Here is a 20,104-nt window from a genome sequence, read left to right as displayed (position 1 = left end):
GCATCGCAAGGGGGAGTAAGTGAAAGAAAATCAATAAAATTTTCTTGACTGTAAATGCAGTTTACTTCTATAATTCACAACCTTGCTTAATGCAAACGTTCTTTAACAATCAATCAGACAAACTGTGTGGGCACTTGAAGATTCGTTTTTAAAAGAATTTTAAAATTGAACTGAATAGTGCTACGAAGATTCGTTTATTTATAGATAGATTAATTAAGTCAGCAGTATTGAGCGATTAAACTTTTTGAATTGAAGAGTTTGATCATGGCTCAGATTGAACGCTGGCGGCAGGCTTAACACATGCAAGTCGAACGGTAACAGGTAAGTACTTGTACTTATGCTGACGAGTGGCGGACGGGTGAGTAATGCTTGGGGATCTGGCTTATGGAGGGGGATAACGACGGGAAACTGTCGCTAATACCGCGTAGAATCGGGAGATGAAAGTGTGGGACCTTCGGGCCACATGCCATAGGATGAACCCAAGTGGGATTAGGTAGTTGGTGGGGTAATGGCCTACCAAGCCGACGATCTCTAGCTGGTCTGAGAGGATGACCAGCCACACCGGGACTGAGACACGGCCCGGACTCCTACGGGAGGCAGCAGTGGGGAATATTGCGCAATGGGGGCAACCCTGACGCAGCCATGCCGCGTGAATGAAGAAGGCCTTCGGGTTGTAAAGTTCTTTCGGTGACGAGGAAGGTTGTTGTGTTAATAGCGCAACAAATTGACGTTAATCACAGAAGAAGCACCGGCTAACTCCGTGCCAGCAGCCGCGGTAATACGGAGGGTGCGAGCGTTAATCGGAATAACTGGGCGTAAAGGGCACGCAGGCGGACTTTTAAGTGAGGTGTGAAATCCCCGGGCTTAACCTGGGAATTGCATTTCAGACTGGGGGTCTAGAGTACTTTAGGGAGGGGTAGAATTCCACGTGTAGCGGTGAAATGCGTAGAGATGTGGAGGAATACCGAAGGCGAAGGCAGCCCCTTGGGAATGTACTGACGCTCATGTGCGAAAGCGTGGGGAGCAAACAGGATTAGATACCCTGGTAGTCCACGCTGTAAACGCTGTCGATTTGGGGATTGTGCTTTGAGCTTGGTGCCCGTAGCTAACGTGATAAATCGACCGCCTGGGGAGTACGGCCGCAAGGTTAAAACTCAAATGAATTGACGGGGGCCCGCACAAGCGGTGGAGCATGTGGTTTAATTCGATGCAACGCGAAGAACCTTACCTACTCTTGACATCCATGGAATCTTGTAGAGATATGAGAGTGCCTTCGGGAACCATGAGACAGGTGCTGCATGGCTGTCGTCAGCTCGTGTTGTGAAATGTTGGGTTAAGTCCCGCAACGAGCGCAACCCTTATCCTTTGTTGCCAGCGATTTGGTCGGGAACTCAAAGGAGACTGCCGGTGATAAACCGGAGGAAGGTGGGGATGACGTCAAGTCATCATGGCCCTTACGAGTAGGGCTACACACGTGCTACAATGGCGTATACAGAGGGCGACGAAGCCGCGAGGTGGAGTGAATCTCAGAAAGTACGTCTAAGTCCGGATTGGAGTCTGCAACTCGACTCCATGAAGTCGGAATCGCTAGTAATCGCGAATCAGAATGTCGCGGTGAATACGTTCCCGGGCCTTGTACACACCGCCCGTCACACCATGGGAGTGGGTTGTACCAGAAGTAGATAGCTTAACCGCAAGGGGGGCGTTTACCACGGTATGATTCATGACTGGGGTGAAGTCGTAACAAGGTAACCGTAGGGGAACCTGCGGTTGGATCACCTCCTTACCGAAAGACGAACTTAAGTGTCCACACAGTTTGGCTGATGATTGTAGACAGAGCCAGAACACTATAGAAGACAAGAAATCCTGTTGGGTCTGTAGCTCAGGTGGTTAGAGCGCACCCCTGATAAGGGTGAGGTCGGTGGTTCAAGTCCACTCAGACCCACCACTTAGACTGGTGAGTTTGGTTGGTTAATTTCATTGTGAATTAACTTTCAATATATCAAAAGCACTATGTGTGAGTGAAAGCCAAAGGATATGATTGGGGATATAGCTCAGCTGGGAGAGCGCCTGCCTTGCACGCAGGAGGTCAGCGGTTCGAACCCGCTTATCTCCACCAATATCGTCATAGTTAAGTTTATTGCATACGTATTATTAAAAATACCATACTTATCTTCTTTACTTAAAGTAGATACGTTATTTGTGGTCCAAATAGGTAGGCGTAAAGATATCAAGTCAATAAATTTAACTATGATGATAAAGAAACAAACTTCTTTATAAAAACCTGTTCTTTAACAAACCGGAAACAAGCTGAAAACGAGACTTTCAAGAAAGTCTGAGTGAGAGTGATTGATAAAAGGTGATTACTCTTAATAAATTAACTGTTACTGCTTAGCGGCGTTAAGTGTTTTTCGATTCAATGTTGTGATTTTAAGTGGATTTTCAATTTAATGTTAAGTTCATGAGGTTGAGTTAATCATAAGGTTGAGTTAATCATAAGAATACTTGAGGTTGTATGGTTAAGTGACAAAGCGTACAAGGTGGATGCCTTGGCAATCAGAGGCGAAGAAGGACGTGCTAATCTGCGAAAAGCTTGGATGAGTCGATAAGAGGCGTTTAATCCAAGATGTCCGAATGGGGAAACCCAGTGGGTGAAGAACCCACTATCATTATCTGAATCCATAGGATAATGAGGCGAACCGGGAGAACTGAAACATCTAAGTACCCCGAGGAAAAGAAATCAACCGAGATTTCGTTAGTAGCGGCGAGCGAACGCGAAGGAGCCTGTTAGTGATAATGACAGAGGCAGAGGAACAAGCTGGGAAGCTTGGCGACACAGGGTGATAGCCCCGTACTCGAAGTCCAGGTTATGGTACTAAGCTAACGACAAGTAAGGCGGGACACGTGATATCCTGTTTGAAGATGGGGGGACCATCCTCCAAGGCTAAATACTCCTGATTGACCGATAGTGAACCAGTACTGTGAAGGAAAGGCGAAAAGAACCCCGGTGAGGGGAGTGAAATAGAACCTGAAACCTTGTACGTACAAGCAGTGGGAGCCTGAAAGGGTGACTGCGTACCTTTTGTATAATGGGTCAGCGACTTATATTTTGTAGCGAGGTTAACCGAATAGGGGAGCCGAAGGGAAACCGAGTCTTAACTGGGCGAGTAGTTGCAAGGTATAGACCCGAAACCCGGTGATCTAGCCATGGGCAGGTTGAAGGTTGGGTAACACTAACTGGAGGACCGAACCGACTAATGTTGAAAAATTAGCGGATGACTTGTGGCTGGGGGTGAAAGGCCAATCAAACCGGGAGATAGCTGGTTCTCCCCGAAATCTATTTAGGTAGAGCCTTGAGTGGACACCTTCGGGGGTAGAGCACTGTTTCGGCTAGGGGTCCATCCCGGATTACCAACCCGATGCAAACTGCGAATACCGAAGAGTGATACTCAGGAGACACACGGCGGGTGCTAACGTTCGTCGTGGAGAGGGAAACAACCCAGACCGCCAGCTAAGGTCCCAAAGTCTATATTAAGTGGGAAACGAAGTGGGAAGGCTTAGACAGCTAGGATGTTGGCTTAGAAGCAGCCATCATTTAAAGAAAGCGTAATAGCTCACTAGTCGAGTCGGCCTGCGCGGAAGATGTAACGGGGCTCAAATATAGCACCGAAGCTGCGGCATCAGTAGCAATACTGTTGGGTAGGGGAGCGTTGTGTAAGCGGAAGAAGGTGGCTCGAGAGGGCTGCTGGACGTATCACAAGTGCGAATGCTGACATAAGTAACGATAAAACGGGTGAAAAACCCGTTCGCCGGAAGACCAAGGGTTCCTGTCCAACGTTAATCGGGGCAGGGTGAGTCGGCCCCTAAGGCGAGGCTGAAAAGCGTAGTCGATGGGAAACGGGTTAATATTCCCGTACTTGGATAAACTGCGATGTGGGGACGGAGCAGGTTAGGTTAGCGTGCTGTTGGATATGCACGTTTAAGTTGGTAGGTGGGGAGTTTAGGCAAATCCGGACTTCCTTAACACTGAGAGATGATGACGAGGCTCTACGGAGCTGAAGTAACCGATACCACACTTCCAGGAAAAGCCACTAAGCTTCAGGTTTATCTAAACCGTACTGAAAACCGACACAGGTGGTCAGGTAGAGAATACTTAGGCGCTTGAGAGAACTCGGGTGAAGGAACTAGGCAAAATAGCACCGTAACTTCGGGAGAAGGTGCGCCGGCGTAGATTGTAAGGGTTTACCCCTGAAGGTTGAACCGGTCGAAGTGACCCGCTGGCTGCAACTGTTTATTAAAAACACAGCACTCTGCAAACACGAAAGTGGACGTATAGGGTGTGATGCCTGCCCGGTGCTGGAAGGTTAATTGATGGTGTAATCGCAAGAGAAGCACCTGATCGAAGCCCCAGTAAACGGCGGCCGTAACTATAACGGTCCTAAGGTAGCGAAATTCCTTGTCGGGTAAGTTCCGACCTGCACGAATGGCATAATGATGGCCAGGCTGTCTCCACCCGAGACTCAGTGAAATTGAAATCGCCGTGAAGATGCGGTGTACCCGCGGCTAGACGGAAAGACCCCGTGAACCTTTACTATAGCTTGACACTGAACATTGAATTTTGATGTGTAGGATAGGTGGGAGACTATGAAGATGATACGCCAGTATTGTTGGAGTCGACCTTGAAATACCACCCTTTAACGTTTGATGTTCTAACGAAGATGACGAAACGTGGTCTCGGACAGTGTCTGGTGGGTAGTTTGACTGGGGCGGTCTCCTCCCAAAGAGTAACGGAGGAGCACGAAGGTTTGCTAATGACGGTCGGACATCGTCAGGTTAGTGCAATGGTATAAGCAAGCTTAACTGCGAGACGGACAAGTCGAGCAGGTACGAAAGTAGGTCATAGTGATCCGGTGGTTCTGCATGGAAGGGCCATCGCTCAACGGATAAAAGGTACTCCGGGGATAACAGGCTGATACCGCCCAAGAGTTCATATCGACGGCGGTGTTTGGCACCTCGATGTCGGCTCATCACATCCTGGGGCTGAAGTAGGTCCCAAGGGTATGGCTGTTCGCCATTTAAAGTGGTACGCGAGCTGGGTTTAGAACGTCGTGAGACAGTTCGGTCCCTATCTGCCGTGGGCGTTGGAGAATTGGTTGGGGCTGCTCCTAGTACGAGAGGACCGGAGTGGACGCACCGCTGGTGTTCCGGTTGTGTCGCCAGACGCATTGCCGGGTAGCTAAGTGCGGAAGAGATAAGTGCTGAAAGCATCTAAGCACGAAACTTGCCAAGAGATGAGTTCTCCCAGATTATAAATCTGTAAGGGTTGTTTAAGACTAAGACGTAGATAGGCATGGTGTGTAAGTGGTGCGAGCCATTGAGCTAACATGTACTAATTGCCCGAGAGGCTTAGCCATACAACGCTCAAGTGTTTTTTGGGGAGACCTGAGGCATGAGGGCGGAATTGGGTGAGTAGCAGTTAAGAGAGAGTAAAGAGAGACTGTAGGTGATTCACCGGGAATAGAGGTGATGATACAGAGAGAAAGTTGAGAGTCAGCTTGTTTTGGTTTGAAGGATAGAGAGTAAGATAAAGAAGACGGATTTTAAGTCATCGACCGAATTTTGGCGGCGATAATGCGGTGGGTCCACCTGACTCCATCCCGAACTCAGAAGTGAAACGCCGTAATGCCGATGGTAGTGTGGGATGTTCCCATGTGAGAGTAGGTCACCGCCAAGCTTATTACTTTAGTTAATTAAATGTTAGTTAACTAAAGTAATAAAAATTTTTTAGCAGTCATAGTGCAGTAGGCCCACCTGAATCCATACCGAACTCAGAAGTGAAATGCTGTTACGCCGATGGTAGTGTGGGATGTTCCCATGTGAGAGTAGGTCACTGCTAATCCTCATTAGGAGTGGTAGTTCAGCTGGTTAGAATACCTGCCTGTCACGCAGGGGGTCGCGGGTTCGAGTCCCGTCCATTCCGCCAAATTTTTAATCTTCTAAGATTACATACCATACCAATAGGGGCGTAGTTCAATTGGTAGAGCACCGGTCTCCAAAACCGGGTGTTGGGAGTTCGAGCCTCTCCGCCCCTGCCATTAAATCCTTACTTTAGTTTTTATGCAACAATCCTATTAGTCGGATGTTATTAATTTATTTGAACTCCATTCTGCAATTTGTAAAAAATCTATCTCTTTTGGGATCTCATTTTTATTTAAAAATTCCTCTAATTTTCTAACCTTACCCTTTCCTGCTTTAGTGATTAACCAAAAATATGCGCCTTCAGCTTGTTTGTTATCTGACTCTAATATCCAACCGACTAATGCTTGCTGTGTATCACAATTTTCTAAATCCAATAATGCGAGTTGTAATGGTTGCCAGAAATTATATTGATTGATTGCTAGGAATACTGAATTTCCACTAAGTTGCAATGTTTGCGCCAGTTGAAATGTCGCCGCATTATTGATATTCGCCATAAAGTCTAAGGGGCTAGGCAAGTTTTGGTCCATAAGTTGATTAAACATTTTGTCGAATTTACTTGGCGAATTAAATGGTGAACCTAAATAAATACCCGTATTTTCATTAAGAGAGGGTTTTAACGGTAAGGCCCCAAGTAAAGCAAGCTGAGTGAAACGGCTTAAACGACGAGCGTCGATTCCGTGTTCTTTGAGTTGCTGACGTAGTTTTTTGTCATCAATTTTATTGCTGATGAACCGATTAATTTCTTGTATATAAAATGTCATTCACCCACCTTTAGCATCCATGCAATATTACTGCCGCCAAACCCCAAAAAATAATTTAAAAAATGACCGCACTTTGTCCCTTCGTTTTGTAATCGTTCAATTAAAAATGCTGTTTCCAATGCACCACTTGCACCAAGCGTGTGCCCCATATATGGTTTAATCAAAAGACGTTTTGCATGTGGGAATAGTTCATCTAAAACTTGTTGTTCCATCATATCGCTATTGCTTCCTACGCCATGCACTTTAATGGCTTGAACGTCTCTTGTGTTCAGATGTGTGTTGGCTAAGCAGTCAGCCAGTAATTGACGCAGCGCGATTTCACTACTATTTGTGAGATTTTCGTTATCTGTGATAGTCGTTATACCAAATATTTCACATGAAAATGTTAAATTTGGTTGTGTCGATAATGCGATGCAACCAACTCCCTCGCCTAAAACAATGCCTGTAGGATTGGCAAAGGGCTGGTATTCATCCGCTTGCGATAATAAATTCATTGATTGAAAATGTTCAAAAGTAAGTCGATTGAACATCTCAAAACCAACCACTAAGACCTTTTCGTACATGTTAGCTTTCAGCATTTTGTAGGCATAACCAATGGCTTGTGCGGAAGAGGTGCAAGAAGTGGCAATACTGAAAACCTCGGTCTGATAACGTATACGCAAACCATCAGAAATTACAGCAAGGCTATGTTCGTCTGGTAAAGGTTGATGATTCGCTACACGCATTTCACAATCACTAATCACATAAGCTGTGGACCCGAGCAGGATGGGAATATTTTTGAGCTCGGATTTATCCCAACCGGCACGTTGTAAAGTGCGGTCAATTTCCAGGTCGATATAATGATAGAGCTGTTCTAGTGATAACAGCGGTTCCTTAAATGCATTGAAATAAGGAAAACAAAGCGGTTGCCCTAACATGTTGGAGGTACGTTGTCCGAGCTTTTCAGCAAACCGAGCGGAAACAGCGTTGAGATAAACATTCATTAGATTTTGCTATGTTGTTCACGAATAAAGGCAGCAAGATCACGTACATTCATCATATGCTTACGCACCATACGATCCCCCTGTAATCGCACGCCAAAATGAGCCTGTAGTGCAACAACAACTTGTAAAGCATCTAGCGAATCCAATTGGATGCGACTTTGCTCGCCAAATAGCCATTCGTCATCGATGATTTCTGCAGGATCAAGTTCGTCTTTTTCCGTTTCTTGAACGATAAGCTTTTTGAGTTCCAGTTCGAGTGTCGGTGCTTCCAGTGTAAAAATATAAGCCATTAGAATCTCGCTTGTTTGGTTAATTGTCGTTGATAAGTTAATGTGGCGAAAAGTAACGTTATCGCACCAAAGCCACTTAATAAATAGAGCGGTTGTTGAATTTGGCTGAGGTGATATTGGTTTAACAATAAATTTTGGAAACCGCTTAATGCCCATCCCATGGGTGAAAATTGTGAAATAGTTTGCATGATTTCCGGCATGACATACACCGGCACCATAATACCGCCAATGGCCGCCATGATAATAATGCCGCCCCCGCCCAACACTACGGCGTGTTCGGTAGTTCTTGCCAGCACACTGATTAATAAACCATAGCCTAGTGCGGCAAGGCTTACCGCAGCGGATAATACAAAATAAGGCAACCAATTTCCGGAAAGCGTAAACGCAGGCATATCTAGCGCAGGCAACACAAAATAACCTAGCGCCACCATGCCGACGAATTGTAACTGGTTAATCAAAAAATAAGGAATTAACTTGGCAATAATCAAACTCAATGCAGAAGCTCGCGCCATACGCAACCGAGTCAGCGTGTTGGTTTGGCGTTCCATCGCCATCACATTGGAAAGCGGAATCATAATAAAGAACATACCAAAAATCAGCCATGCAGGCACACTATGTTGTACCGAGCTAGGTTTGCTGACTTCCTTACCATGGCGGTTCACATAAATTTCTTGCCACAAATCTTTAGCAAGATAATCGTTAATTTGCGCAAATTTGCTATCTAGATCTTTATTGACTTTATTTTGAATTTCTTTGATTTGTTTACGTTTATTATTTTCTAACGTAATGTGATTGTCTGCCAAATAATCGTTTAAACGCAGTTGCGAATAATGCTTTTGCAACACACCTTTCACACCCAGTAGCCAACTGCGATCTACGCTCGGATTTAACCAAAGCTGCAAGGCTTGTTCTTCTGAAAGTGCGGTCTGTTTTTGATTAGGATTTAAAACCAATAGGTCAAATTTACCTGCTTGTAAATCAGCTTGATATTGAGCTAATTCTGACAACGGGGCTTGTTTAACTGCAAGATTTTCTTTCTTGAGTTGAGTGAGGAAATCATCATTTAGCTGATTTTTTTCACTTAATAGCACAATTTCCGAGCGATTGCTTAACGCATTATCGTTACTCAAGGCCGCCGACATAATTAACATAAACAAAATCGGCATAATAAATAATACGGCAACGCCATGCAGATCACGGCTTAATAGGCGCATTTCTTTGATAATCGATGCAATTAACATATGTTTTCCGCCTTATTTAAAAACGCTAAATAAAAACGTTCCAAACTTTGTTCTTCTTCTAAAATGCCTTGTACGGAGCCTTGATAAATGAGATTGCCTTCATTTAACAGCACTAATTTGTCACATAATTGCTCAATTTCTTGCAAATAATGAGAGGTATAAATCACTGTCACACCTTGCTGTTTCAACGCCGCTACGCTATCCAAAATAAACTGACGGGATTGAGGGTCAATCCCCACGGTGATTTCATCTAGAAAAATCACTTTGGGGTGATTAATTAAGCCAATAGCAAAATTTAAACGGCGTTTTAACCCACCGGATAAATGCTTCGCCAGCTTGTTTTTATGCGACATTAAATCTACTTTGGTCAATAATTCCAACAAATAGCTTTTATCTCGAATATCATACAATGATGCAAAAAATGTCAGATTTTCCCAAACGGTCAGCAACGGATAAAAAGCAAAATCCTGTGGCACCAAGGAAATCTGATGGCGTTGTTTCTTGTTCAATTTTGCCAAAGGTACGCCATCAAAATAAATCTCTCCTTGTTGTACGGATTGTAACCCTGCAAGCAGGGACATCAGCGTGGTTTTGCCTGCCCCGTTGGGACCGAGAAGACCTACGGTAGAAGCCGATTCAATGCGAAAACTGACCGCACTTAATGCGTTCTTTTCTGCGTTGGAGTAGTGATGGCTAAGATTGTTTATTTGAATCATAAATTACGTAAGGTTTGCCAAATGAGTTGTTCTTTATCCGCAATTTCCCGCAAATAGTCCGCCACCGTTTTATAGCCTTCCATTGTTGGTTTTTTACATTGTTTCACACATAAGCCCGCGAATTGGCGCCACATATCGCCGATTTCCGTCATGTGTTCGGAGGCTTTTTTATATTTAGGCTCTTGGCAGATATTGGCAGCTTGTTCAAGGAAATAGGCGTATAAATAACGGAAGCCTGCGCCGCCGGTGCCGATTTCTTCTTGCATACGCACGATGTGACCTAGATATAAGCGTTTGTATTTTTCCGAAGAATGAGTTGCCAGTTTTTCAATTTGTTTGGCAACGGTACGAATGCCTTTTACACCGACGAAAAAGAGCGGAGCCAACATTTGTTTGGCATTTTTGCAAACGGCTTTACGGATGAGATTTGGTAAGTCAATTTGTGTTAAGTCAGGTTGATTTTCAAAATAATACATCAACCCTTTCGGCGCTAATACGCCCTTCGCAAAACGGGCCCGTTGCAAATCTTCTGCGGCACAACGTTGTACGCTTTCAAATACGGGATCGCTAATCAAATAGTCATTTTGTTCTTTGCCGTACACAATTAAATTGTGCGCGTTAAAATGAAAACGCATTTCAGGCGGGAAATAAGGCAACCAGAAAACAGAGGTTTGTAAACCCACCAATTTTTCTTCGGCAAGTGCTTGATTTAACGCTTGCTGTCCAGCCTGTGGCGAACGAAACTTTTGCATTTTCAACCGAACTTTCAACTGCTTTGATAGCCATTTTGATAATGGATCGCGGCGGCATTCGATAAGAAATCAGTGGCAATCCGTTAATTTTTACCAACGGAATATAAACAAAGGTCAACGCCGAGGCCAAACCGAAAACCATGGCTTCGTTAAAATCCACACCTTGCGCTTTTAACATGGTAGACATGACACCACTTTCGCAGTGAGCCGTGTGCTGATGTTGGAAATTGTTCATAAGAATTAATATATAACCGTTATTCTTTTAATTTAGATATCTTTTAATGTCGAAATTGACACTCCAAACACCTCCGCATATCTTCCCAATACCTTATCCGACAATTTGGCAAACACGCTTGGTTTAAAGTGTCGTTTGATTTGCCATTGCCAAAAGCCGGTGGCTTGGGAAAGACCGATGAGGTCGAAGCGGTAGCGGTACATATAATAAAAGAGCGGTGACTTTTCGCCACGTTTTACAGCGTCTAACGCTTCGTTAGTAAGTTGGTTGAGCTCTTCCACCGCTTGTTCGGTAGCGAATTCTTCCGTTTCCCAGCCGTTAGTGGTAGCGGTTTGGTAGTTGCCGTTTTTGGTGGCATAGACCACTTTACATTGTCCACGAAAGATTTTGCTGTTGTCTTGCGGGATATCGTTAATTTCCATTAACCACCTCGAGTAGCATAAAACAAGAGGAAAAACGCCCGCTTTCCGGGATGTAACACAACACTTTTTGTCCGTTTTTAAGCGGGTATTTCTCTAAAAATTCTTGCAAAATAATATAGATAGATGCTGAACCTGTATTCCCTTTCGTTTCCAAGTTAGTAAACCATTTTTCTTGCGGAATGACGAAATTGATATTTTTCAGCCCGTCCAACAATTTGTCACGAAAAAAGCCCGAAGAATAATGTGGTAAAAAGTAATCAATATCTTCGGCTTTCAGGTTATATTTTTCGATCAAACGTAGTAGTGCTTTTTCCACCGTGTAATGCACGATATTTTCATTGAGCAGTTTCACGTCTTGTTTGGCTGACATTAAGTTGCGAGCTTCACGTTCCTGCGTGCTGACGCTTTTCCAACCGATGAATTGATTATCACGAATTTCTGCCCCCGCATACATACACACGGGCATTTCGTTGGCGTAAGAAATGAGATCAATCCAATGAATTTTTAGGCTAACGCCTTGTGGATTAGGTTGATTGCTCAGTTGCACCGCACCTGCACCATCAGAAAGCATCCAACGCAGAAAATCTTTTTCAAAGCCAATTTCAGGCTTGGCGTCTTCTAATTGTTTCTGATTAATTTCCGCTTGAAAATATTCCCCACGTCCCATAGCGGAAGATGTTTCGGACGCTACGGCAACGGCGCCTTGGTGTTCGCCGGTGCGAATGGCATTGTAGGCGTGTTTCATCGCAGTCATACCGGCAACGCAAATCCCGGCGGTAGTGATGACTTCGTAAGGAGGTGCATTAGGAATTAAGCCATGAATCATCACGCCTTGTCCCGGCATGATTTGATCGGGAGAGGAGGTAGCACATGCCAAACAACTTATATCATTAACATTCATACCTTGCACGATCAGGTGTTTGATTGCTTCTGCCGCGAGCTCTGCACCGGTGTGCGTAGTGGCGCGGGTATGCGGGTCAATGGCGTAATAACGAGTTTTTATGGCATTAGAGCGCAAAATCATTTTACGCACACGGGAAGGCGTATCACCCGCCATGCCTAACACCTGCTCTATGTGATCGTTATCAACGGGCTGATTCGGTAGAAAAACACCGACACGATTGATATAAACATCAGTTAATACAGTCAACTTTATTCCCCTGAAGGTTCGGCAAAATAGCGTCTTTGACGCGCTAATTTTTCTTTTAATAGTGGTTTAAGTAAGCGTTTTATTACCGCTGAAAGCGGCACAACAGTAAGAATGAGTATAATCAAAAAGACAATATAAAAATAGAGCACAATCTTGCGAAAACGTGGTGAAATTTGACCGCACTTTAATAGCAATTTTCCCCAAAGATAAAAGCTACGATGGCCAACTTTTTCGCTCATCATGAGTTTTTCATCAATTTTCACAGCCTCCATATTCTGAAAGAGTGATTTATCTAACGGCTGATTTTTCGTCAATATATGAGCTAATCGGGTGCCAAACCGCTGCATGTCCAACATGTCTGCGTTGCTAATACCGGCAGCGGGTAACCATGAAAAATATTGTTTTTCCCCTGTCAGTAGCCACATTGGCGTTGTAATAAAACTGGCCCATGCGTTGGATTGATCGGTTTTCACGACATTGCCAATCAAGTTTGCACCAAGTGCGGTCAGCATTTTTTTCATTTTTTCCTGCGCCATTAACCACATATTGCGACAGCCGATAAGTGTGATCACCGGTGTGTTTTTTAGAGCTTTTGCCTGTTCTGATTGTAAAAATGCTGTTATTGGCTGCGAAGGTGATAAAAACCAAACGCTATAAGCAATGATAACTAAATCATAGGTTTTCCGTTCAAGTGTTGGTGGCTCAATAGGTGCCGGTATTAAATGTACCGATTCCGGAAATTGGTTAAAGAACGACATAAATTTCCACGGGAACACATAGGGCTTCAGCGGATGAATTTGACATTCTTCAATGATAACGTTTTGTTGTTTTAACGGTTGAAGAAAGTGTTTTGTCAATTCGTTAAGCTGGCCGGTTTGGGAATAAGAAACCACTAAAATGTGTTTTGGGGGTTCAGGCATAGATTAAAAATATCAAGATAAAAACCAGCTTGCATTTTATCTTATTTTCGGCGTATTTTTAATCATTTTCGGGCATTTGAACGAAATGCCAATAAAAATGACCGCACTTTTCGGCCTAAAGTGTGGTCATTTTTTGTTGTATTTTTAACGTAAGAAATAACGGTAGGACTTGCTGTCGGTCACATCCTGATAGACATATCCCAAGGCTTCCAAGGCGTGTTCAAACTCGCCGGCATCGTCTTGCTCCAATTGGAATCCGGCGAGAATGTTGCCGTAGTCGGCACCGTGGGCGCGGTAGTGGAAAAGGGAAATGTTCCAGCGTCCGCCTAAGGTTTCAAGGAATTTCAACAATGCGCCTTTTTGTTCCGGGAATTCAAAGGTGTACAGGCGTTCGCCGTGATTCTCAACCCGTCCACCCATTAAATAACGAACGTGGGTTTTGGCGATATCATCGTCGGACATATCTTCCACATCAAAGCCATTTTGTGTGAGATCGGCGATGATGTCGGCTTTTTCCTGTTCATCTGCCGTGCGAACTCCCACGAAGACACAGGCGTGTTTGTCATCAGCATAACGGTAGCTGAATTCCGTTACAGCACGACTGCCTAGTACGTGGACGAATTTTAAGAAGCTACCCGGCTGTTCCGGCATCGTCACGGCAAGTAAAGCTTCGCGATTTTCACCGATTTCGCAACGTTCGGACACATAGCGAAGGGTGTGGAAATTCAAGTTGGCGCCGGACAAAATCGCTGCCATGTTTTTGCCTTGAATGTTGTGTTGTTTGACGTATTTTTTCAGACCGGCTAAGCCTAATGCACCTGAGGGCTCTGACACCGCGCGGACATTTTCAAACAGGTCCTTCATGGCAGCGCACACTTCATCGCTGTCCACTAACACCGTGTCGTCTAAATAGCGTTGGCACAGGCGGAAAGTTTCATCACCGATACGTTTTACCGCTACGCCGTCGGCGAATAAGCCAACGTGTGCTAAATCCGTCGGTTCGCCTTTTTCTAATGCGACAGTTAGGCAGGCAGAATCTTTGGATTCCACGCCGATGACTTTAATTTCCGGCATAAATTGTTTGAGTAAAATTGCCACACCGGCCGCCAAACCGCCACCGCCGACTTGCACGAAGACATAATCCAAATCCGCCACTTGTTGTAACATTTCCATAGCCAGCGTGCCTTGGCCCGCAATCACTAACGGATGGTCGAAGGGCGGAATAAACGTCATGTTTTTTTCTTTTGCAAGCTGAATGGCTTTGGCCTTGGCTTCATCGAAATTGGCGCCGTGCAATAACACTTCACCACCAAAACCACGCACCGCATCCACTTTAATGCTTGGGGTGTTTTGTGGCATCACGATAAGAGCTTTTAAGCCGAGTTGTTTTGCCGATAATGCCACACCTTGTGCATGGTTACCTGCCGACGCTGCGATCACACCGGCGTGCTTTTGTTCATCAGACAGGGTGGAGATCATGGCATAGGCGCCACGTAGCTTGAAGCTGTTAACCGGCTGGCGGTCTTCACGCTTAATCCAAATATGGTTATGCAGACGGTCGGATAATTTGCCCATTTTTTGTAACGGCGTGACCGTCGCCGCTTCATAAACACGGGAGCCCAGTTTGACGATGGCGTTAATATAATCACTTTGGCTCGGTTGTGGGTTTGTAAGTAGATTTTTCATAGTATCGTAAGGCGGGATTTGGCCCACCAGGTTATTCATTCATGTTAAACGGTGGGAGAAATCCCATCTTGTAAGCGCGGTTATTTTTCTAACCATTAAAAAAACACTCAGAAAAATGACCGCACTTTATTGAATTTTGTTGTAGGGACAGGTTTTATACCTGTCCCTGTTCGATATTGATAAGGACAGGCATAAAGCCTGTCCCGACAATTTTTATTTTAATAGACTTTTATCACGCACGGCGCCTTTATCTGCGGACGTGGCGAAGTGGCCAAACACTTTTAAGGCGAAAGACACTTCACGTTCACGGTGCGCCGGTTGCCAACCTTTGGCATCTCGCTCGGTACGGCGTTTAGCTAATTCTTCATCGCTGATGTTGAGGTTAATCGCGCGGTTCGGAATATCGATTTCGATAATGTCGTCATCCTGTACTAAACCGATAGCGCCACCGGAAGCCGCTTCAGGCGAGGCATGGCCGATGGATAAGCCGGATGTGCCGCCGGAGAAACGTCCGTCCGTTAACAAGGCGCATTTTTTGCCTAAGCCCATGGATTTTAAATAGCTGGTCGGATAGAGCATTTCTTGCATGCCCGGGCCGCCTTTCGGGCCTTCATAGCGAATCATGACGACATGACCTTCTTTGACTTTGCCGCCTAAAATCCCGGCAACGGCATCTTCTTGGCTTTCAAACACGATGGCTCGACCGGTGAATTTCCAGATAGACTCATCCACGCCCGCGGTTTTGACGATACAACCGTCTTCGGCAATGTTCCCGAACAAGACGGCTAAGCCACCTTCTTTAGAAATCGCATTTTCTTTGTTGCGGATACAGCCGCTTACACGGTCATCGTCCACGCTGTCCCAACGACAATCTTGTGAGAAGGCTTGGGTAGTGCGAATGCCTGCCGGGCCGGCACGGAAGAATTTGTGTAATGCTTCGTCTTGGTTACGGATGATATCGTATTGATTTAATTGTTCTTCCAACGTCATACCCAACACGGTTTTGGTGTGGTGGTGAATTAAACCGGCGCGATCCAATTCGCCCAATAAGCCCATAATTCCGCCTGCACGGTGTACGTCTTCCATGTGGTATTTGTTGGTGTTCGGCGCAATTTTGCTCAAACAAGGCACAACACGGGATAAGCGGTCGATGTCTGACATTTTGAAATCTACGCCCGCTTCTTGAGCCGCTGCGAGTAAGTGTAAAACGGTGTTACTGGAACCGCCCATGGCGATATCTAAGCTCATAGCGTTTTCAAAAGCGTCAAAGGTGCCGATAGAACGAGGCAATACGCTTTCATCGTCCTGTTCGTAATAACGTTTGCACAGTTCCACAATTTGGCGACCGGCTTTTAAGAATAATTCTTTACGGTCGGCGTGTGTGGCAAGCATAGAACCGTTGCCCGGTAAACTCAAACCGAGTGCTTCCGTTAAACAGTTCATGGAGTTGGCAGTGAACATCCCTGAGCAGGAGCCACAAGTCGGGCAGGCACTACGTTCAATAGCATCAATACGCTCATCACTGACATTAGGATCCGCCGCTTCAATCATCGCATCAACTAAGTCTAAACGAATCAGTTGATCCGATAACTTGGTTTTGCCGGCTTCCATTGGGCCACCGGAAACAAAAATCGCCGGGATATTCAGGCGCATTGCCGCCATCAACATTCCCGGGGTAATTTTGTCACAGTTGGAAATACACACCATGGCATCGGCGCAGTGGGCGTTTACCATATACTCCACGCTGTCTGCAATCAAATCACGGCTTGGTAGGGAATACAGCATCCCGCCATGTCCCATGGCAATACCGTCATCCACCGCAATGGTGTTGAATTCTTTTGCCACGCCGCCAGCTTTTTCAATTTCCGCCGCGACCAGTTGTCCCATGTCTTTTAAATGCACATGCCCCGGGACGAATTGGGTGAAGGAGTTCACTACCGCAATAATGGGTTTTCCGAAGTCATTTTCTTTCATTCCTGTGGCACGCCATAAGGCACGTGCACCCGCCATATTACGACCTTGTGTACTGGTCGCTGAGCGTAGTTTTGGCATTGTTATATATTCTCCAAGTAAATTTTCGTTAAGGTTTTTTGTGTATGATTAATTTCTTCGTTAACTAAGACTGTCAAATCTCCCCTAACCCCTCTTTGCTAAAGAGGGGGGCTTTAGCCATTAATTTTATTTGGCTCATTTATGTCTCATTTTATTGATATTTCAATATTAAATTTGCGAGACCATATTAAAATCTTCCAATGTATTCCCCTCTTTAGCAAAGAGGGGTTAGGGGAGATTTGGCAGAAGATAATACTGAGAAATTATTCAATAAAATTAAGTTTATAAATACAATTAGTTAGATAAAGAATCTATTGCTTGAAATGGCAATGAAATAATTGCTAATGGAATCACTACAATCGCACCAACAGTAAAAGCAGCTAATAATCCTGGCGATGGAGCATCTGGACCTCTATCAAATCCTCTTGTATTTTTATACTCAATAAAGTTTGTTTTTAATGGTTTAGAGAGTTTTCCCTTCATCAGGATTTCATCTTTGTTCTGAAGTTTTACAAGCTCACCATGACTTATTCCAAAAAATAAATCAGGATTTCCTTGAGAAGATTTATAAACATCAGGCTTATTAAATAAGCTTTGTCTTTCCTTTTCAGTCAACTTTTCGCTATCAAGTTCAATAGATATAAATGCTTTAATTTTGTTATCTTCGCTATTTTTTTCAATTCGATCTATATGTGCTTCCTTAAAGGCTTTCATATCTTTAGAATTCAAAAAATTAATGAAATGCTGCACATCTTCAGATTTAGAAGAAGAGAATTGATAGCTATTTAAATCTCCTATGACATAAATATTATTGTTTGCAATAAAAAAGGCTTGGATCACCTCTGTTTTCTTAGATATTTCTTCTTTATTGGTTGTACATCCAATAAAGAAGAAAACAGAAATAAAGAGGAAGATAATTTTTTTCATTATTTAATCTCCACCACATCATAAATTTTCTCCAACTGACTGACTAACAAATCCAAAATGCGGTCAGATTTTACGGTGAATTTTAAGCGCACTTTGTCGTCAATCAGTTGCATATCCATTTGGGTTACGGTGAAACCACGGTGGCGGATGACGCGGAGAATGCGTTCGAGCACTTCGGGGCGGTGTTGGGCTGTGAGTTCGATTTGGTGTTCCATGTGATTACTCCATACTTTCCAACATATCTGCGTTGCACGCGCCCGGCGGCACTAACGGCCACACGTTTTCGTCGGAATGGATGCAAATATGCAATAAATAAGCCTCTTGGCTGTTGAATAAACGTTCTAGTGCGGCATCCACTTGATGGGCGGAATCAATGCGTTCCCCTTTAATGCCGAACGCCGAGGCGAGCACCACGAAATCCGGGTTGTCGTCTAGAATCGTGCTACTGTGACGCGCATTGAAGAAGAGGGATTGCCATTGGCGCACCATGCCGAGACGTTGGTTATCCAATAACACGATTTTAATTGGGGCTTTGCCACGACCAATGGAGCCGAGCTCTTGAATATTCATCATGATGGAGCCATCACCACTGACTAAAATCACTTCATCTTCCGGGCGGGCTTTTTTCGCACCGATGGCGGCCGGCAAACCGAAACCCATGGTACCGAAACCGGCGGAGGTGATGAAGTTTTCCGGTGCGTGATGTTGCACGTGTAACGCTGACCACATTTGATGTTGTCCCACATCGGTCACGACGATGGTTTTCGGTGTTTTTTTGCGTGAAATGCTGTTGAGCAACCATAACGGGTTGATGAGTTGTTCGCCACAATGTTCGCCGTAGCTGAACGCAAATTGTTGTTTATATTGCGCGACGGTTTGTTGCCAAGGGGCAATATCAAGCGGCATGCTAAGGCTTTCCAATGTGGTGATTAAATGGCCTCGTAGTGCCACATCAGGGCGGCGCAATTTGCCTAATTCGGCACCGTCGATGTCCACATGAATCACTTTGGCGTGTGGCGCGAAGGTGTCGAGTTTGCCGGTTACGCGGTCATCAAAACGCGCGCCGAATACGAGCAATAAATCGGCTTTTTGGGTGGCGTAGTTAGCGGCTTTGGTGCCGTGCATACCGATCATACCGAGATAATAAGGATCGTCGGGCGATACCGTGCCAAGCCCTTTTAAGGTCACGATATTTGGCATTTGGGTCGTGTGTAAGAAATAACGCAATGCCGGAACGGCACCTGCCATGCCCACACCTCCGCCGATGTAAGCCATCGGGCGTTTGGTTTGTTGTAATAATTCGATGGCTTGGGCTAAATGCGCATCACAAAGTGCGGTCATTTTTTGCGGTGAATTAACGATAGGTTTTGCTGTGGTCGGTGCAAGTTGGACGTCTTTCGGCACATCGACTAATACCGGGCCCGGTCTGCCACTTTTGGCGATTTCAAAGGCCTTGGCGATAATTTCAGGTAATTCTTCAATATTTTGTACAATGAAGCTGTGTTTGGTGCAGGCAAGGGATAAACCGAGTACATCCGCTTCCTGAAAGGCGTCGGTGCCGATAAGCGGGGAGGCGACTTGGCCTGTAATGGCAACGATAGGAATGGAGTCCATTAAGGCATCGCCTAAACCGGTCACTAAATTGGTTGCGCCGGGGCCGGAGGTGGCGATACATACGCCGACCTTGCCGGACGCTCGAGCATAGCCGATGGCCGCCATGGCTGCGCCTTGTTCGTTGCGACAAAGTAGGTGATCTAAGCCGGAATCATAAATTGCATCGTAGGTTGGCATGATGGCGCCGCCGGGGTAGCCGAAGATTGTGTTTACATGATGTGCTTTTAAGCACTCGATTATTAAATTTGCACCATTCATTTTCGTCGTTATTTTCAGTTGTTATCGTTAATTTAGGAGGGGAGTTTTTCTACAGTGTGAAGGTTTAATCTTTTATTACATTTCTTAAAAAAATTCAAGAAAACATCAAATATTTTTA

General features: G+C 44.9%; 15 protein-coding genes, 4 tRNA genes and 4 rRNA genes. 8 read left to right on the top strand and 15 right to left on the bottom strand.

Going from position 1 to position 20,104, the window contains the following annotated elements; all coding sequences use genetic code 11:
• Positions 1-246 precede the first annotated feature (246 nt).
• From EL144_RS01315 to EL144_RS01280, 8 genes are all read left to right on the top strand, one after another.
• Positions 247-1,786: ribosomal RNA gene (locus EL144_RS01315) — 16S ribosomal RNA — on the top strand.
• An 85-nt stretch (positions 1,787-1,871) separates the two neighbouring features.
• A tRNA-Ile gene (locus EL144_RS01310) sits at positions 1,872-1,948 on the top strand.
• Positions 1,949-2,043: 95 nt separating this feature from the next.
• Positions 2,044-2,119: transfer RNA gene (locus EL144_RS01305), tRNA-Ala, on the top strand.
• Between the two features lie 398 nt (positions 2,120-2,517).
• Positions 2,518-5,414: ribosomal RNA gene (locus EL144_RS01300) — 23S ribosomal RNA — on the top strand.
• Positions 5,415-5,618: 204 nt separating this feature from the next.
• Positions 5,619-5,734, top strand: a 5S ribosomal RNA gene (gene rrf, locus EL144_RS01295).
• Positions 5,735-5,783: 49 nt separating this feature from the next.
• A 5S ribosomal RNA gene (gene rrf, locus EL144_RS01290) occupies positions 5,784-5,899 on the top strand.
• Together the 16S, 23S and 5S rRNA genes with 4 tRNA genes alongside form the textbook arrangement of a ribosomal RNA operon.
• Before the next feature lie 7 nt (positions 5,900-5,906).
• Positions 5,907-5,983: transfer RNA gene (locus EL144_RS01285), tRNA-Asp, on the top strand.
• Between the two features lie 36 nt (positions 5,984-6,019).
• A tRNA-Trp gene (locus EL144_RS01280) sits at positions 6,020-6,095 on the top strand.
• 36 nt (positions 6,096-6,131) lie between these two features.
• Here EL144_RS01280 and EL144_RS01275 read toward each other — a convergent pair.
• The 15 genes from EL144_RS01275 to ilvG form a co-directional block, all read right to left on the bottom strand.
• Entirely contained in the window at positions 6,132-6,740 is a 609-nt protein-coding gene (locus tag EL144_RS01275) for a hypothetical protein (RefSeq protein WP_005702118.1), read from the bottom strand.
• Positions 6,737-7,723 (bottom strand): beta-ketoacyl synthase N-terminal-like domain-containing protein, encoded by a 987-nt coding sequence (locus EL144_RS01270; RefSeq protein ID WP_005702966.1) that lies wholly within the window; start codon positions 7,721-7,723, stop codon positions 6,737-6,739. Before EL144_RS01270 ends, EL144_RS01275 begins: the two co-directional genes overlap by 4 nt.
• Entirely contained in the window at positions 7,723-8,013 is a 291-nt protein-coding gene (locus EL144_RS01265; protein ID WP_005702120.1) for a phosphopantetheine-binding protein, read from the bottom strand. Before EL144_RS01265 ends, EL144_RS01270 begins: the two co-directional genes overlap by 1 nt.
• Complete coding sequence (locus EL144_RS01260; protein WP_005702965.1) at positions 8,013-9,254, bottom strand: ABC transporter permease; 1,242 nt, start codon at positions 9,252-9,254, stop codon at positions 8,013-8,015. Before EL144_RS01260 ends, EL144_RS01265 begins: the two co-directional genes overlap by 1 nt.
• Complete coding sequence (locus EL144_RS01255) at positions 9,248-9,970, bottom strand: ABC transporter ATP-binding protein (protein WP_005702964.1); 723 nt, start codon at positions 9,968-9,970, stop codon at positions 9,248-9,250. The genes EL144_RS01260 and EL144_RS01255 overlap by 7 nt, the downstream gene beginning before the upstream one ends.
• On the bottom strand, positions 9,967-10,722 hold the full coding sequence (locus EL144_RS11670; protein ID WP_005702963.1) for a BtrH N-terminal domain-containing protein: 756 nt from the start codon (positions 10,720-10,722) through the stop codon (positions 9,967-9,969). The genes EL144_RS01255 and EL144_RS11670 overlap by 4 nt, the downstream gene beginning before the upstream one ends.
• On the bottom strand, positions 10,607-10,900 hold the full coding sequence (locus EL144_RS11440; RefSeq protein ID WP_269149062.1) for a BtrH N-terminal domain-containing protein: 294 nt from the start codon (positions 10,898-10,900) through the stop codon (positions 10,607-10,609). The genes EL144_RS11670 and EL144_RS11440 overlap by 116 nt, the downstream gene beginning before the upstream one ends.
• A gap of 89 nt (positions 10,901-10,989) precedes the next feature.
• A complete protein-coding gene (locus tag EL144_RS01245) occupies positions 10,990-11,379 on the bottom strand; it encodes a hypothetical protein (RefSeq protein ID WP_005702124.1) in 390 nt (129 codons plus the stop codon).
• On the bottom strand, positions 11,369-12,529 hold the full coding sequence (locus EL144_RS01240; RefSeq protein WP_005702125.1) for a beta-ketoacyl-ACP synthase III: 1,161 nt from the start codon (positions 12,527-12,529) through the stop codon (positions 11,369-11,371). The genes EL144_RS01245 and EL144_RS01240 overlap by 11 nt, the downstream gene beginning before the upstream one ends.
• 2 nt (positions 12,530-12,531) lie before the next feature.
• Entirely contained in the window at positions 12,532-13,449 is a 918-nt protein-coding gene (locus EL144_RS01235) for a hypothetical protein (RefSeq protein ID WP_005702962.1), read from the bottom strand.
• Between the two features lie 144 nt (positions 13,450-13,593).
• Positions 13,594-15,135, bottom strand: coding sequence for a threonine ammonia-lyase, biosynthetic (gene ilvA, locus EL144_RS01230; protein WP_050332647.1), 1,542 nt, complete (start codon positions 15,133-15,135; stop codon positions 13,594-13,596).
• Positions 15,136-15,348: 213 nt separating this feature from the next.
• Positions 15,349-17,187 carry a dihydroxy-acid dehydratase gene (gene ilvD / locus EL144_RS01225; RefSeq protein WP_005702958.1) on the bottom strand — a complete coding sequence of 613 codons (1,839 nt, stop codon included), beginning with the start codon at positions 17,185-17,187 and terminating at the stop codon, positions 15,349-15,351.
• A gap of 294 nt (positions 17,188-17,481) precedes the next feature.
• Positions 17,482-18,114: a hypothetical protein gene (locus tag EL144_RS01220; protein WP_005702957.1), complete on the bottom strand. Its 633-nt coding sequence runs from the start codon at positions 18,112-18,114 to the stop codon at positions 17,482-17,484.
• Positions 18,114-18,329, bottom strand: a complete 216-nt coding sequence (gene ilvM / locus EL144_RS01215; protein WP_005702956.1) for an acetolactate synthase 2 small subunit — start codon at positions 18,327-18,329, stop codon at positions 18,114-18,116. The genes EL144_RS01220 and ilvM overlap by 1 nt, the downstream gene beginning before the upstream one ends.
• A 4-nt stretch (positions 18,330-18,333) precedes the next feature.
• The gene (gene ilvG, locus EL144_RS01210; RefSeq protein ID WP_050332644.1) at positions 18,334-19,986 is read right to left on the bottom strand and encodes an acetolactate synthase 2 catalytic subunit; all 1,653 of its coding nucleotides are present in this window, start codon (positions 19,984-19,986) and stop codon (positions 18,334-18,336) included.
• Positions 19,987-20,104: the final 118 nt, after the last annotated feature.

This window comes from Aggregatibacter aphrophilus ATCC 33389, assembly GCF_900636915.1.
GTDB lineage: Bacteria > Pseudomonadota > Gammaproteobacteria > Enterobacterales > Pasteurellaceae > Aggregatibacter > Aggregatibacter aphrophilus.
The sequence above is the reverse complement of the archived record's forward strand: the minus strand, read 5'-3'. Positions and strand labels throughout refer to the sequence as shown.